Origin of the sequence: Aquamicrobium segne (genome assembly GCF_042656785.1) — a bacterium.
In the GTDB taxonomy this organism is placed as follows: Bacteria; Pseudomonadota; Alphaproteobacteria; order Rhizobiales; family Rhizobiaceae; genus Mesorhizobium; species Mesorhizobium segne.
On the sequence record NZ_JBHSLL010000062.1, the window covers coordinates 24,181 to 39,747 of the forward strand.

General features: G+C 55.5%; 15 protein-coding genes. 5 read left to right on the forward strand and 10 right to left on the reverse strand.

Annotated elements, in window-relative coordinates; genetic code table 11:
• Window positions 1-4 precede the first annotated feature (4 nt).
• From ACFPLB_RS16835 to ACFPLB_RS16850, 4 genes are all read right to left on the reverse strand, one after another.
• Window positions 5-832 carry a D-alanyl-D-alanine carboxypeptidase family protein gene (locus ACFPLB_RS16835; protein ID WP_378232000.1) on the reverse strand — a complete coding sequence of 276 codons (828 nt, stop codon included), beginning with the start codon at window positions 830-832 and terminating at the stop codon, window positions 5-7.
• 103 nt (window positions 833-935) lie between these two features.
• Window positions 936-1,640 carry a glutathione S-transferase family protein gene (locus ACFPLB_RS16840; RefSeq protein WP_378231817.1) on the reverse strand — a complete coding sequence of 235 codons (705 nt, stop codon included), beginning with the start codon at window positions 1,638-1,640 and terminating at the stop codon, window positions 936-938.
• A gap of 44 nt (window positions 1,641-1,684) precedes the next feature.
• Window positions 1,685-2,893 carry a beta-ketoacyl-[acyl-carrier-protein] synthase family protein gene (locus tag ACFPLB_RS16845; RefSeq protein WP_378231819.1) on the reverse strand — a complete coding sequence of 403 codons (1,209 nt, stop codon included), beginning with the start codon at window positions 2,891-2,893 and terminating at the stop codon, window positions 1,685-1,687.
• A 10-nt stretch (window positions 2,894-2,903) separates the two neighbouring features.
• The gene (locus ACFPLB_RS16850) at window positions 2,904-3,158 is read right to left on the reverse strand and encodes an acyl carrier protein (RefSeq protein ID WP_378231821.1); all 255 of its coding nucleotides are present in this window, start codon (window positions 3,156-3,158) and stop codon (window positions 2,904-2,906) included.
• Window positions 3,159-3,438: 280 nt separating this feature from the next.
• Between ACFPLB_RS16850 and ACFPLB_RS16855 the strand changes: the two genes are divergently transcribed.
• Genes ACFPLB_RS16855 through nagA form a run of 4 tightly spaced genes read left to right on the forward strand, consistent with a single transcriptional unit; the run spans window position 3,439 to window position 7,416 of the window.
• Complete coding sequence (locus tag ACFPLB_RS16855) at window positions 3,439-4,293, forward strand: ferredoxin--NADP reductase (protein ID WP_378231823.1); 855 nt, start codon at window positions 3,439-3,441, stop codon at window positions 4,291-4,293.
• Between the two features lie 53 nt (window positions 4,294-4,346).
• Complete coding sequence (locus ACFPLB_RS16860) at window positions 4,347-5,243, forward strand: glucosamine kinase nucleotide-binding domain-containing protein (RefSeq protein ID WP_378231825.1); 897 nt, start codon at window positions 4,347-4,349, stop codon at window positions 5,241-5,243.
• Window positions 5,240-6,259, forward strand: a complete 1,020-nt coding sequence (locus ACFPLB_RS16865; protein ID WP_378231827.1) for an SIS domain-containing protein — start codon at window positions 5,240-5,242, stop codon at window positions 6,257-6,259. The genes ACFPLB_RS16860 and ACFPLB_RS16865 overlap by 4 nt, the downstream gene beginning before the upstream one ends.
• A complete protein-coding gene (nagA, locus tag ACFPLB_RS16870; protein ID WP_378231829.1) occupies window positions 6,256-7,416 on the forward strand; it encodes an N-acetylglucosamine-6-phosphate deacetylase in 1,161 nt (386 codons plus the stop codon). Before ACFPLB_RS16865 ends, nagA begins: the two co-directional genes overlap by 4 nt.
• Window positions 7,417-7,422: 6 nt before the next feature.
• On the opposite strand, the gene rpe is transcribed toward nagA, so the two are convergent.
• Window positions 7,423-8,106, reverse strand: a complete 684-nt coding sequence (gene rpe, locus ACFPLB_RS16875) for a ribulose-phosphate 3-epimerase (protein ID WP_378231831.1) — start codon at window positions 8,104-8,106, stop codon at window positions 7,423-7,425.
• A 174-nt stretch (window positions 8,107-8,280) separates the two neighbouring features.
• Between rpe and ACFPLB_RS16880 the strand changes: the two genes are divergently transcribed.
• On the forward strand, window positions 8,281-8,643 hold the full coding sequence (locus ACFPLB_RS16880) for a hypothetical protein (protein ID WP_378231833.1): 363 nt from the start codon (window positions 8,281-8,283) through the stop codon (window positions 8,641-8,643).
• Here the strand turns inward: ACFPLB_RS16880 and ACFPLB_RS16885 are convergent.
• The 5 genes from ACFPLB_RS16885 to ACFPLB_RS16905 form a co-directional block, all read right to left on the reverse strand.
• A complete protein-coding gene (locus ACFPLB_RS16885) occupies window positions 8,637-9,581 on the reverse strand; it encodes a 2-hydroxyacid dehydrogenase (RefSeq protein ID WP_378231835.1) in 945 nt (314 codons plus the stop codon). The genes ACFPLB_RS16880 and ACFPLB_RS16885 overlap by 7 nt on opposite strands.
• A gap of 159 nt (window positions 9,582-9,740) precedes the next feature.
• Window positions 9,741-11,369 carry an ABC transporter ATP-binding protein gene (locus ACFPLB_RS16890; protein ID WP_378231837.1) on the reverse strand — a complete coding sequence of 543 codons (1,629 nt, stop codon included), beginning with the start codon at window positions 11,367-11,369 and terminating at the stop codon, window positions 9,741-9,743.
• On the reverse strand, window positions 11,366-12,505 hold the full coding sequence (locus tag ACFPLB_RS16895) for an ABC transporter permease (protein WP_378231839.1): 1,140 nt from the start codon (window positions 12,503-12,505) through the stop codon (window positions 11,366-11,368). Before ACFPLB_RS16895 ends, ACFPLB_RS16890 begins: the two co-directional genes overlap by 4 nt.
• A complete protein-coding gene (locus ACFPLB_RS16900) occupies window positions 12,505-13,614 on the reverse strand; it encodes a microcin C ABC transporter permease YejB (RefSeq protein WP_378231841.1) in 1,110 nt (369 codons plus the stop codon). Before ACFPLB_RS16900 ends, ACFPLB_RS16895 begins: the two co-directional genes overlap by 1 nt.
• Entirely contained in the window at window positions 13,614-15,491 is a 1,878-nt protein-coding gene (locus ACFPLB_RS16905; RefSeq protein ID WP_378231843.1) for an extracellular solute-binding protein, read from the reverse strand. Before ACFPLB_RS16905 ends, ACFPLB_RS16900 begins: the two co-directional genes overlap by 1 nt.
• Window positions 15,492-15,567: the final 76 nt, after the last annotated feature.

Genomic DNA, 15,567 nt, shown 5'->3' on the forward strand with positions numbered 1-15,567 from the left:
TGATTTAATGAAGCGTTACCCGCGTTCTGGAGGCTGAGGAACTCAAGGCCTGTTCCAGCAGTGCTTCTGCATGGGCATTACGTTCGCGGGCTGTATTGGCGCCCATCACCACCACAATGTAGCGGCGTCCATCAGCACTGTAGGACGTGACAATGTTAAAGCCGGAAGCCCGGATATAGCCGGTCTTGAGGCCATCGACGCCACGCACCCGGCCCAGCATGTCATTATGCCCGCGCACCAGCTTGCCCCTGAACATGAAATTCGTGCTTGAAAAATAATGATAATATTGCGGGAAATGATTACGCAGCGCAATGGCCAGCACCGCCATATCGCGGGCCGTGGTCAACTGGTTTTCATCCGGCAGACCGGACGCATTGCGAAATGTGGTATTTTTCATGCCAAGCTGGCGAGCTTTGGCCGTCATGGCCACAGCAAAACCATCTTCGCTGCCAGCAAGATACTCACCCACAGCGGCTGCCACATCATTGGCTGAGCGTACTGCCAGCGCACGAATGGCTGTATCTACATCAATATGCTCACCGGCACGCAGGCCAAGCCTGCTGGGAGGGCGCGAAGCGGCATAGGACGAGACAGGAATTTCAGCATTCTTTTCCACACGTCCCGCCTCCAGCGCCTCAAACAGCATGTAAAGCGTCATCATCTTGGTCAGGGAGGCCGGATGGCGTGGCGCGCTCGAATTCATCTCGAAAATCTGCTTGCCGGTACGGGCATCAACCACAAGCGAAGCATATTTTTGCGGCGCGGCTGGTACGGAAAGTACGGCTTCGGGTCGCATGGATGTGGTGCAGCCCGCAGCAAAGGCTACCAGCACACACAACACAATAAAGTTATAAACCTGTCTCAACGCTGATCGACCGTCAAAATCTGACTGCAAAAGACTCTGTCTCTTTATTTTAACCGCATTTGTGCTTTCGTCAGGCACGCTGCGGAATTTTCAAGCCAGCCTGTACGGCAGGCCGTGCCAGACCGCGTTCCAGCCATGCCTCGACCGCCGGGAAATCATCAAAGCCAACCAGTTCGCGTGCTTCATAAAAGCCGATCAGATTGCGCACCCAACCCAGCATGGAAATATCAGCAATGGTGTACTCATCATCCATGATCCATTTACGGCTGTTCAGGCGGCTTTCCAGAACACCGACCAGACGGCGCGATTCTGCACGATAGCGCTCCAATGGCCGCTTGTCGGCAATCTCGCGACCGGCAAATTTATGGAAAAAGCCAAGCTGTCCAAACATCGGGCCAATTGCCGCCATCTGGAAGAACACCCACTGGATCGTCTCATAGCGTCTGGACGGGTCGGAAGGTAAAAGCCTGCCGGTCTTTTCGGCCAGATAAAGCAGGATGGCGCCCGATTCAAACAGCGCCAGCGGCTCACCATTCGGCCCCTTCGGGTCGATGATGGAAGGAATCTTGCCATTGGGGTTCAGTGATAAAAATTCAGGCGTCCAGGTCTCGTCCTTGCCGATGTCGATATGATGCGGCTCGTAGTCCAACCCCAGCTCCTCAAGAGCAATCGATATTTTCACACCATTGGGCGTCGGCGATGAATAAAGCTGGATACGCTCAGGATGCCGGGCAGGCCAGCGTGTGGTGATGGGAAAAGCGGACAAATCAGCCATGAGGAAAACTCCTGCGTAAAAAGAATGCCGGAAAGGCGATCAAATTATACGGCCTTGATCGCCAGGACAGCATTGGTGCCTCCAAAAGCAAAGGCATTGGATAAAGCCGCACGGACCTTGCGTTCACGCGCCACATTGGGGGTCACATCAAGATCACATTCGGGGTCCGGTTCACGATAGTTCGCAGTTGGCGGGATAATGCCCTCACGAATCGCCCCGACACAGGCAATCAGTTCCAGCGCCCCCGATGCCCCCAGACAATGAGCGTGCATGGATTTCGTCGATGACACCGACAGGCTATAGGCATGATCGCCAAATACGCGCTTGATTGCAGCCGTTTCGATCTGGTCATTGGCGCGGGTGCCGGTGCCATGGGCGTTGAGATAGTCGATATCTTCCGCATTCAGCCCGGCATCGGCAAGGCAGGCCCGCATCGCATATTCAGGCCCGTCAATGGTGGGCGCAACAATGTCGGACGCATCGCCCGACAAACCAACACCGGCAATTTCCGCCAGGATTTCAGCGCCGCGCGCCATGGCATGTTCATGGCTTTCCAAAACCACCATGCCCGCCCCCTCGCCCAGCACCAGCCCCTGCCGGTCGGCAGAGAATGGGCGACATGTGTCAGGCGACAGCACACGAAGCGCCTCCCAGCCTTTCAAGATCCCCCATACCAAGGGCGCTTCCGTACCACCGGCCAGCATGGCATCGGCTCGGCCAAGCCTGATCTGGTCAATGGCCGAGACAATGGCATGATTGGAAGAAGAGCAGGCGGATGTGACGCCAAAGACAGGGCCACGCAGCCCCAGATCCATGCTGACCTGCCCGGCAGGCGCACCGGGCATGGCCCGTGGTACAGAAAAAATACCGGCGCGTGATTTACCTTCCAGCAAAATGGCCCGATAATTTTCCTCGATAACTTCCCAGCCACACACACCAGTGCCGATAACGGCGCCGATACGATGTGTGTTGTCCTCATCAATCGCCAATCCTGCCTGATGAGCCGCTTCACGCGCAGCAATCACCGCCAGCAGGCTGAAACGGTCCATGCCGACAAGCTGCTTGCGCTCAATGCCATGCTCCGGCAATTGCCGGATCTCACCGCCGGTTGTGATTTTGATATCATGCAAGGCGGGGCTGATAATCGGCCCGATGCCTGAACGCCCCTCGCGCATGGCATCCCAGATTGCCGCTGCATTGGTGCCAAGGCCGCAAAGCCCGCCTGTGCCGGTGATGACGACGCGCTTGCTCATGGGCGACTGTTCAGCTTTTCTGCGCGATCAGGTCGCGCACGGCTTCGACCATGTCACCGACATTTTTCAGATTGGCCCAGGCATCAACCGTGTTCATCTCGATCTCAATGCCATATTGCTCTTCAAGATCGAAAATGATTTCCGTCAATTCCAGTGAATGGATACCAAGCGAGGTCAGTTCCGTGCCGGTGGTGATCTCCTCCTCACCCGGTCCGGCATGCTCCTTGATCTTGTCGATGATTTCACTTGCGAGCTGATCAGCCATCCGGTTCCTTTCCTGTTGTTTTGTTCCGCTCATACAGCTTTATGCCGGGTGCGGGTCCAAAACAGGCTTGTTTCTTCTATAGGAACCCCCACCGGCAGAGGCAAGCAGATTGCAAGCAAGGTCTGGCCACGCTTCTTGACGAAAAACCTGCCGATCATATATCTAGGCTCTGGGCAGACAGGACTTTCACGGTGCGCACACGAATAATATTTGCGCGCGCCGGTACTCAACATATGGATAGCGTAGATTCGATGCGCTGCACGTGCAGAAAGTTTTCTTGATGAATACAGTTCCCCGTCTGGACCCGGCCCAGACCGCACCAGTTCAGAACACGCCAGTTCAGAGCACTCCGGCCCAGTTTCCAATTCCAGCCAATGTTCATGTCGAAACGGTCGTATCTGTAAAACATTACACCGACAGGCTGTTTTCTTTTCGGATCACGCGCCCGCAAAGCTTGCGCTTCCGCTCGGGCGAATTTGTCATGATCGGCCTGCCCAATGCCCAAAAGCCGGTCTACCGGGCCTATTCGATTGCCAGCCCCTCATGGGATGAAGAACTGGAATTCTTCTCCATCAAGGTGCCCAATGGCCCGCTGACCGAGCATTTGCAGAAAATTCAGCCCGGCGATACGATCCTTATGCGCCACAAATCCACCGGCACGCTGGTGCTGGATGCCTTGACCCCAGCCAAACGGGTGTTCATGTTTTCCACCGGCACCGGCATTGCACCCTTTGCCAGCCTGCTGCGCGATCCTGACACATATGACCGGTTTGACGAGGTCATCCTGACCCATACCTGCCGTGACCGCGCCGAACTGACCTATGGGCAGGACCTGCTTGCCAATCTGAGAAAAGATCCGCTGATTGGTGAATTTGCCGGGCGCGTCACCCTTTATAATTCCACCACCCGCGAAGAGACCCCGGTCATGGGGCGCATCACCCACCTGATCGAAAACGGCAAACTCTTCAGCGATCTTGGCATTGAGCCGTTAAACCGCGAAACCGACCGTGTGATGATCTGCGGGTCGATGAATATGCTGCATGATGTCAAGGCGCTGGTGGAAGCACGCGGCTTCATCGAAGGCTCATTGAGCAGCCCCGGCGATTTCGTGGTCGAACGCGCTTTCGTCGACTGATCTTTTTTCCGGGCGGCTAAAAAAGAGCTGGTATCATCCATCAGGGGGCACGGTTGGTGGATTTCATACTGGGCATTGATGGCGGCGGCACCGGATGCAGGGCGGCACTGGCCAATAGCGAGGGGCAGGTGCTGGGGCGCGGCCATTCCGGGGCCGCCAATATCCGCACCGACCTGACTGGCGCTTGCGCCCATATCATCGAGGCAGCAAATCAGGCTTTGAACGCTGCGGGACTAGATCCCGAACTGATATCACACATCCCTGCCGTGCTGGGGCTGGCAGGCACCAATATCGGCCCCTATCGTCAGCAATTGCAGACACTTTTGCCATTCCGGGAAAGCCGGATAGAAAGCGACGCCAAGATTGCGCTGGAAGGGGCGATCGGCTCACATGACGGCGCTATTGCCATATTTGGCACCGGCAGTGTCTATATGCTGCGCCGCAATGGTGTTGTTTCCTCCACTGGCGGCTGGGGCTTTCAGCTTGGCGATCAGGCAAGCGGCGCCCGCCTTGGCCGCGATCTGCTGGAACAGACGCTGCTTGCTTATGACGACATCATCCACGCCTCGCCCCTGACCCGTGACATTATGGCGGCTTTCAACAATGACCCCGCTTTGCTTGTAGAATTCACCATTGACGCAAGACCGGGCGACTATGGCCGTTTTGCACCCAAACTGTTTGATCATGCCGCACAAGAAGACGCTGTGGCGCAATTCATCATCGGCAAGGCAGTGGCCGATATCGAGGCTGTTCTCAACACACTGAATTTGCACGAAAATGAACCGCTTTGCCTGCTGGGCGGTCTGGCAGAGCTTTATGCGCCATTGCTTGGCCCCCGCTACCAGGCCTTGCTGCAAAAACCAAAAGGCGATGCCTTAAGCGGCGCATTGCACATTGCCAAACGCAGCTTCAGCCACCAGCCTGCCTCTGAGCGGGGAGAAAACACATGATGGCAGTCAAAACCTACATGCGCACCGAGATCGAGGAAATACCGCAGGCCGTTGCCCGCTTCCTCGACCAGTCAGACCAGTCCTTGTCAAATATCGGGCAGGATTTGCGCCGCCGCTCGCCCAGCTTTATCGCCACTGTCGCACGGGGCTCTTCCGCCCATGCCGCAACCTATCTGAATTACGCATTGGAACTGACCACCGGGCTGGCTGTTGCCCCCATTGGCCCTTCGATTGCTTCCATCTATGGAACAAGGCTGCGACTGAAAAACGCCGCCTGTTTTATCGTCTCACAATCGGGCAAAAGTCCGGATATTATCGCACTTGCCAATAATGCAGCCACGCAAGGTGCGGTCACGGTTGCACTAACCAACGCAGCCAGTTCACCGCTGGCTGCTATTTGCGATTATCCCATCGACATCATGGCAGGTCCCGAACTGAGTGTGGCCGCCACCAAAACCTTCGTCAATTCTATCGTGGCAGGATTGGCGCTGATGGCGTATGCGACCAGAAACAAGGCGCTTCTGGGCGCCCTTAAAAATCTGCCGCCACAACTGGAACAGGCGCTTTCCTGCGACTGGAGCGCGCTAAGCTCAGCGTTTGAGGATCAAAACTCACTTTATATTCTCGGGCGCGGCCCATCAAGCGCCATGGCCAATGAAGCTGCCCTCAAGCTGAAAGAAACCTGCAGTATCCATGCCGAAGCTTATAGCGCTGCCGAAGTCATGCACGGCCCGATGGCGCTGGTCGGTCCCGGCTTTCCGATACTGGCGCTGGCTGCGCGCGATGCGGCCGAGCCTTCACTGACACAAATTGCCGATGCGATGCGCGAAAAACAGGCAGCAGTCTTTGCCACCAGTGACCGGGTTACCAGGGCTGCCCGCCTGCCCTTTGTCACGACCGATCATCCGCTGCCGCTGATTGTTTCCTTTTATGCTTTTGTCGAGGCTTTTGCCCGGCACAAAGGCCATAATCCTGATCAGCCCCGCCATTTGAACAAGGTCACGGAAACAGTATGAGCGGGCATTATGCACTCTGCGCCCCCCGCATTTTTGACGGACAGGACTGGCATAAGGACGCAGCCCTTGTCATTGTCGGCAATGTGATTGAGGCTATCACGCCGCTGGCCACTCTTTCTACCGATATCAAACATGTGGATGCCGATTGTGCTCTGCTGGCTCCAGGCTTTATTGATTTGCAGGTCAATGGCGGTGGCGGGGTCATGCTCAATGACCATCCCGATCTTGCCTCCATTCAAACCATCTGTGCTGCCCATGCGCCGTTTGGCACAACCGCATTATTGCCAACCCTGATTACCGACACAGCCAAAATCACGGCTGCTGCAATCAAGGCGGGGCAACAAGCCCATGAGCAAAAAATTCCGGGTTTTTTGGGCCTGCATCTGGAAGGTCCGCATCTTTCCACCTCCCGCAAGGGCGCACATGATGAAAGATTGATCCGCAAGATGGAGGAGAAAGACCTGAACGCGCTGATCTCCGCGGTCAGTTGCCTTCCCGTATTGCTCACCACCCTTGCGCCGGAATCGGTTACACTTGAACAGGTTGAAGCACTGGCAAAAGCAGGCGTCATTGTCAGCCTTGGCCATTCCGATGCCAGCCATGCAACAGCGTGTGCCTATGCTCGGGCAGGGGCTGGCATGGTCACCCATTTGTTCAATGCCATGAGCCCGCTGGGCAACCGGGAACCGGGACTTGTCGGGGCAGCCCTTGATAGCGACACGCTATTTACCGGGCTGATCGCAGATGGCATCCATGTCGATCCGGCCACCATCAGCCTTGCACTGCGCGCCAAGCGCAAGCCTGCAAAACTCTTTCTTGTTACCGACGCCATGGCAACAATCGGCACATCCTTGCCTTCATTTACGCTGAATGGCCGCACCATCCGGCGCGCCCAGGGCAGTCTGCGGCTGGAAGACGGCACGCTGGCCGGAGCCGATCTCGACATGATTTCGGCCGTGCGCTTCATGCACCGCACCATCGGCCTTGATCTGGGTGAAGCCTTGCGTATGGCCTCATTGTATCCCGCACAGGCAATTGGCCAGTCACACCGTCTGGGACGGCTGGTCAAAGGCGCCAGCGCCAATATCACAGCCTTGAACGACACACTTGATGTTGGCAGCGTCTGGATTGACGGAGCGCAGGTTTTCAAGAACTGACAGGCATCATGATCGACTGCTGGCTTCATCCGCAGCCTGACGGATTGCCTCAATATTGGCGCGGTAAGCCTCCACCGTTCCGCCCTTGAACACGGCAGCACCCGCCACCAGCACATTTGCCCCGGCAGCCGCAACCAACGGCGCGGTCTGGGCAGTCACGCCGCCATCTATCTGAATGTCGATGGGGCGATCACCGATCATGGCCTTGACGCGCCTGACTTTTTCCACCACCGCCGGAATGAAGGCCTGCCCGCCAAAGCCCGGATTGACCGTCATCAGCAGGATGAGATCAAGCCGGTCGAGCACATATTCAATGACATGTTCCGGCGTGCCGGGATTGAGCGAGACACCGGCCTTTTTGCCGAGATTGCGAATGGTCTGCAAGGAGCGGTCAAGATGCGGTCCGGCTTCGGCATGAATTGTAATGCCATCACAGCCAGCCTCGGCAAAAGCCTCCAGATAAGGATCGACCGGCGCAATCATCAGATGAGCGTCAAAATAGGCGTCGGTGCGATTGCGGATCGCCTTGATGATAGGTGCGCCAAAGGTGATGTTGGGCACGAAATGGCCATCCATCACATCAAGATGCACCCAGTCTGCACCGGCCTCGACAATCGCCTCGACCTCATCGCCAAGTTTTGAGAAGTCTGATGCCAGAACCGATGGGGCAATCAGGGTCTTTGCACTCATTTTCTGCACTCCTGCACGCCTGCTACTGTTGCCTAGCAGTCCTTATTTCATGGCCTTATTTTATGAATTGTGCCTATAGGGCATTTTTTCAAAAACAAAAACCGGTTTGCATTGCCCACACAATGCCCAAATCTGGCCATAAGCAGGCTCTGGCTAAAAAATCCGGAGACTGCCTTGTCAGCAGCAAGGACACTAAAACATGTTTTCAGCCTGGCAGGTCTTGGCCTGATACTGGCTGGCTGCGGCTCATCGCTGACAGTGCATCAGGATCAGGCTGTTGCCTCGGCCCTGCCTTATGATCGCGTTTCCTGCCAGATTCTGTTCATGAACCGCAATGCGCTGGCCGCCCAATATGGGCTGCCGCTTGACGCCAATCCCGTTTTTGTCAAACAGCCTTATGGCATAGGACCGCTGACACCCGATACCCGCACCCTGCAACGCCGCAAGGCCGAAGAGGCACGTGGCGAAATTGCCGCCATGAACCGCTCGCTGAAGCGCCGCAAATGCGTCGCCCCAGCTATCACAGACATTCAGTAGCCTGATTCTCGATCAACCAGATTTTGCAATGGCTCACCCCGCTCATAGGCTTTGATCTGCTCCAGCATGATCGGAACCAGATGCATGGGGTCTGAGGTCGCCGCCGCATGTGGCGTGATAAACACGGCCGGATGGCTCCATAACGGGCTGGTTTTCGGCAATGGCTCAATCTGGAACACATCAAGGCTGGCTTCCTTGAGCGTTTCATCTTCCAGCGCGCGCAAGATGTCGGCTTCCTTTTGCAGCCGGCCGCGTCCCCCATTGATCAGCACCGCACCGCCCAGCCGGTTATCCCGGCGCAATTTTCTCAAAAGCTGATAGTCGATGATGCCGGTGGTTGCCTTCGTCAAAGGCAGCAGCACGACCAGAATATCGGTGGCGTTCAAAAATGGCGTCAATCCGGCCTCACCGGCAAAGCTGTTGACCCCTTCCATCTCCGCTGCCCGGCGCGACCAGCCATTGACGCGAAAGCCCAGCGCCATCAGTGCGCGTGCCGCAGCCTGCCCCAATTGCCCCAGCCCCATAATGCCGACCGATATATCCGAGGCGTTGCTCTGGGGCAGTTCATGCCAGGCCCGCAGCCGCTGATACTCACGATAGTGGCGACCCTGACGATGATGATCGAGCACCCGCCACACCACATATTCAACCATATGTCTGGTCAGATCATCGGCCACCACGCGCACCACCGGTATATTGGCGGGAATGGTGGCATCTTCCATGATGTGATCGACACCGGCGCCAACCGAGAAAATCACCTTCAGATTGGGAAGACCGGCAAGCAGGTTGGGCTTCTGCTTCCACAACACTGCATAGGTGATGGATGGATCGATTTCAGGCGAGCGCTCAAGAGCAATCTTTCGCTGCGCACCAATCAGCTCTTCCCAGCGCTTGGGCTGAAAACTATTCACCTCCAGAAGAATACGGCCTGTACTCAAATCATTCTCCTCATCATCAAAGCGTGCTGCGCTCTTTAGAGCTTTTCTTGCTTAACGCATGGTCCTTATCCAAAAAAACCTGCAACTTTTTTAAGGCCATGCCTGCCTTGTATCGCATGGTCCCTATCCAAAAAGTCTGCAACTTTTTGGGGCCATGCTTTATTGCGAAACCACCCCTTCCGGTGCAGTTTCAATCTGGAAAGCCGCCGAAATCAGCGCTCTGGTGTAATCTGTTTTCGGGGTTTCAAATATATTCCGGGAAGGGCCTGCCTCCACCACCTTGCCATTGCGCATGACAATCACCTCATTGGCCAGCGCCCGCACCACTTTCAGATCATGGCTGATAAACAGATAGGCAAGATCATGTCTTGCCTGCAAATTGCGCAACAGGTCCACCACTTGCGCCTGCACACTCATATCCAGCGCCGAGGTCGGCTCATCAAGCATGACAAAGCGCGGCTTCAGCACCATGGCGCGGGCAATGGCGATGCGCTGGCGCTGGCCTCCTGAAAATTCATGCGGATAACGAAAGCGCGTTTCAGCATCCAGACCAACTTCTTCAAGCACATCAACCACGCGCTTGTCGCGCGCATCAGCCGACAATTTCGGCTCGTGAATTTTCAAACCCTCCTCAATGATTTCAGACACCGACATACGCGGGCTGAGCGATCCGTAAGGGTCCTGAAACACGATCTGCATTTCACGCCGCAGTGGGCGCATATCATTAAAGGACAAAGCATCAATAGCGCGCCCGTCAAAACATATGTTTCCGGTTGATGAAATCATGCGTGCCAGCGCAAGGCCAAGCGTGGTCTTTCCCGAACCCGATTCGCCAACAATGCCCAGCGTCTGACCGGCACGCACCGTCACATCAATACCGTCCACCGCCTTCACATGATCAACGACTTTTCGGAAAAAACCCTGCTTGATCGGAAACCAGACCTTTACATCCTGCCCCTGCATCACGATTTTTGCCTGAGGATCAGCAGCAGGCGGCCTGCCCTTTGGCTCAGCCGCCAGCAAATGGCGGGTATAGTCATGCTGTGGGCGGGCAAAAATTTCCTGTGTTGGTCCCGTCTCCACCACCTTGCCCCCGGTCATCACACAGACCCGATCGGCAATCTTGCGCACAATGCCCAGATCATGGGTGATGAACAGCATCGACATGCCGTTCTTTTTCTTCAAGGAATCCAGAAGCAGAAGAATTTGCGCCTGCACCGTCACATCAAGCGCCGTGGTCGGCTCATCGGCAATCAGCAATTCCGGCTCATTGGCCAGCGCCATGGCAATCATCACACGCTGGCGCTGGCCGCCTGAAAGCTGATGCGGATAGGCAAAAAGGCGCTTTTCCGGCTCACGAATGCCCACCTCATTGAGCAGATCCAGCGTGCGCTGACGCGCAACCCCATCACCCATGCCGCGATGCAGCTTCAACACTTCAACAATCTGCTGTTCGATCGTGTGCAGCGGGTTGAGCGAGGTCATCGGCTCCTGAAAGATCATGGTGATCTTGTTGCCGCGCACCTTGCGCAATTCCTTTTCACCCATCTGCATCAAATCCTGATCGCCAAACAGGATTTTTCCTGAAGGGTGGGAGGCAGGCGGATAGGGCAGCAATTTCAGCACCGACAGCGCCGAGACCGATTTGCCCGAGCCTGACTCGCCAACAAGCGCCAGCGTTTCGCCTCTGGCGATGTCGAAGGAAACCTGATCGACAGCCAGCGAGGTTTTGCCCCCCGCTGAAAAGGCCACAGAAAGATCACGAACGGAAAGAAGAGGTGCGCTCACCGGAATGTCTTCCTCGGGTCGAAGGCGTCGCGGGTGGCTTCACCGATGAAGATTAACAGCGACAGCATGATGGAAAGCGTGATGAAGCCGGTAATGCCCAGCCATGGCGCATTAAGATAACGCTGCCCCTGTTTGAGCATTTCACCCAGGGAAGCCGAGCCGGGCGGCAGGCCAAAGCCCAAAAAATCCAGTGAGGTCAGCGTGGCGATCGAGCCATTCAGAATGAAGGGCAGGAAGGTTAGCGTCGCCACCATGGCATTGGGCAAAAGGTGACGAAACATGATGGTGCGGTTAGACACACCAAGCGCGCGCGCCGCATTCACATATTCAAAATTGCGCGCCCGTAAAAACTCGGCCCGCACCACACCGACAAAGGCCACCCATGAAAACAGCAGCATAAGGCCAAGCAGAATGAAGAAACCGGGCGGCAGCACCGCTGCCACGATCAGCAGCAGGTAAAGCACAGGGATTGCTGACCAGATTTCAACAAAACGCTGGAACAGAAGATCCACCCAGCCACCGAAATAGCCTTGAATGGCCCCTGCCGAAACACCGATAATGGCCGACCCCAATGTCAGAATCAGCCCAAACAGCACGGAAACACGAAAGCCGTAAATGACACGCGCCAGCACATCGCGGGCCTGATCGTCCGTGCCCAGCCAGTTCCAGTTGCCGACAATACAGTCGGGGTCGGCCGCCCCTTCCATATAGCGAGCGCAGCGTGTGGCGGCATCATAGCTCCATGAGGGCTTGGCCGGGGCCGCCTGCGGCACGGCATTATTGACGGTACGGTAGGAATAGCGGATCGGCGGCCAGATCATCCAGCCATTGGCCTCGATCTCGTCGCGGATGACCGGATCACGATAATCGGTCACCGCATAAAAACCGCCAAATTTTTCTTCCGGATAGGCAACCAGCACCGGAAACAGGATTTCACCCTTGTAAGAGGCAAGAATTGGCCTGTCATTGGCGATAAATTCGGAAAACATCGAGCCAATGAATAAAACAAGAAAAATCCACAACGACCAGTAGCCGCGCCGGTTGGCCTTGAAATTCGACCACCGCCGCTGGTTGAGCGGTGACAGCCATGGTCGGCGCCTTCTGGCTGAAGCCGCAGGCAAAACAGCATCGCTCATCACACATCCCTCCGCTCAAAATCAATGCGGGGGTCGATCCATGTATAGGTCAGGTCCGAAATAAGACTGACAAACAGGCCAATCAGCGAAAAAATATACAAATTGGCAAACACCACGGGATAATCGCGATCCACCACCGATTTGAAACCCAGCAGGCCCAGACCATCCAGCGAGAAAATATTTTCAATCAACAAGGAGCCCGTGAAAAAGGCGGAAATGAACGCGCCGGGAAAACCGGCAATCACGATCAGCATGGCGTTGCGGAACACATGGCCATAAAGCACCCGGTGTTCAGAAAGTCCCTTGGCGCGAGCCGTCACCACATATTGCTTGCGAATTTCATCAAGGAAGGAATTTTTGGTCAGCAATGTGTTGGTGGCGAAGGCCGACAAAACCATGGCCGTCAGCGGCAGCGTCAGATGCCAGAAATAGTCGATGATACGGTCGGGCCACGACAATTGCTCCCAATTGTCGGAGGTCAGGCCACGCAGCGGAAACCAGTCATAGAAGGAGCCGCCGGCAAACAGCACCATCAATAAAATGGCGAATAAAAAGCCGGGAATGGCATAGCCGACAATGACAATGGCGCTGGTCCACGTGTCAAAAGCCGAGCCATCCTTGACCGCCTTGCGAATGCCAAGCGGTATCGAGATCAGGTAGGAAATCAGCGTCAGCCACAGCCCCAGCGAAATCGACACCGGCATTTTTTCCAAAATCAGATCGACCACCGAAATGTCGCGGAAATAGCTTTGACCAAAATCAAAACGGGCATAGTTCCACAACATCAGAACAAAGCGTTCCAGCGGCGGCTTGTCAAAACCGAATTGCTGTTCCAGCCGGGCAATAAATTCAGGATCAAGCCCCTGTGCACCACGATATTTACTGGAAACCGCGCCACCGCCAGCTTCAAAGCCAGCCCCCATGCCAAGGTCACTGCCACCACCAGAACCCAGACGGTCACTGGAATCGCCACCCTGCCCGGTCAGCCGCGCCACCACCTGTTCAACCGGTCCGCCCGGTGCAAACTGGATCACCACAAAAGAGATCGCCATAATGCCGAACAGCGTCGGGATCATCAAAAGCAGGCGGCGCAGAATATAAGCACCCATCAGTTTGCGCTCTGGTTGTGGGTTGCCAATGCCTGTTCCTTTACCGGGTCGATCCACCAGGAATCAATATCCGCGCCAAGATAGGCAGGCTGGTTTTCAGGAATGCCGAACTTGTTCCAATAGGCAAGCCACACATTCGGCCGCGTAAATTGCGGCACCACATAATAACTCCACAACAAGACACGATCGAGCGCACGGGTGGCGGCAATCAGATCCTCACGATCATCGGCAAAGATGACGCGATCAACCAGCTCATCAATAACCGGGTCTTTGATACCCGAATAATTGCGCGATCCGGGTGTATTGGCCGCCCGCGTACTCCAATAGTCACGCTGCTCATTGCCCGGTGAACTCGATTGCGGCAGCACCGCGGTAATCATGTCATAGTCAAAATCATTGACCCGGTTGATATATTGGCTGGTATCAACAATGCGCAGCGTGGCGGTCACACCAATTTTGCGCAGCATTTCAATGAACGGGTTGATGGTGGGTTCCGCATCCTGGCGTGTCTCAAGAATTTCAAAGCTGAATGGCTGGCCGCTTTCGACATTGACCATCCGGCCATTGCGAATTTCCCAGCCTGCCTGTTTGAACAGGGCCACCGCATCACGTAAAATCTTGCGCTCGGCCTGCCGTGTATCAAAGCGCGGCAACGCAAATTCTGTCGTGAACAGTTCTGGCGGCAGGCTGTCACGATAATTTTCAAGAATTTCCAGCTCCTTGCCCTGCGGCAGTCCATGGGAAGCAAAATCTCCACCCATGAAATAGCTGGTGATGCGCGTGTTCAGCCCGAAAGACTGGGTGCGATTGACCGTGTCGAAGTCGAATGCATAAGATAATGCCTCACGCACGCGCCGGTCCTGAAACAGCGGACGGCGGGTGTTCATGACAAAGCCCTGCATATTGGCCCGCGCATTTGAGATAAATTCTTTCCTGATCACATCACCGGAATGAAGTGCTGGAAAATCATAGGCCGTCATCCAGCGGCGGCCACTGTTTTCAGAGTGAATATCTTCAAAGCCACCCTTGGTGAAAGCCTGCCAGGCCGCATTATTGTCAAGAAAATAACGATAGCGGCGCAGATCGAAATTTTCACGACCCACTTTTACCGGCAACGCCGCCCCCCAATAATCGGGCACCCGTTCCCAGATGATTTCAGCACCCGGCTTGAAACTCTTGATGCGGTAGGCGGCTGACCCCAGCGGCGGCTCCAGCGTTGCACGGCTGATGTCGCGCTTGACACCTTTGGCATCCTCACCTTCCCACCAATGTTTGGGCAGTACCACCAGATCGCCCATGATCTTTGGCAGTTCACGGTTGCCCTTCTGGTCAAACTGGAATTTCACCTCATGCTGCGAAAGCTTTACCGCTTCAGTGACGTTCTCATAATAGCGGTTATACATGGGGCTGTTGGCTTTGAGCACCTCAAAAGACCAGATCACATCTTCAACCGTCACTGGCTGACCATCATGCCAGCGGGCGCGCGGATCAAGCCGATAGGTGGCGGAAGAAAAATCATCCGGATATTGATAGGCCTGCGCCAGCAGCGGATGGCTGACACTGCCTTCATCGGTGGCCTGCTCCATCAGCGTGTCATAAAGCAGCCCGCCGCCGAACTGAACAAGTCCTGCTGCCGGTGTGCCCTGCACAATATAGGGATTGAAACTGTCAAAAGTGCCAATAACAGTGGAATTGAGCGTTCCGCCCTTGGGAGCATCCGGGTTCACATAATCATAATGTTCAAAATTCTCACCATATTTGGAACCGCCAGTCAGCGAGGAGGTGGTGTGCCATTCCTCTGCCCATGCGCTGCACGACAAAGCGACAATCGTCAGCCCCAGAGCCAAAATCCGTGCCTTGATATGGTGAAAGTTCATCCCTGTCCTTTCGCTGCCTGAATCAGCATTTTACCAGTTTCCCCCGGCCAGTTTCCCCCGGATTGTGACGACAATG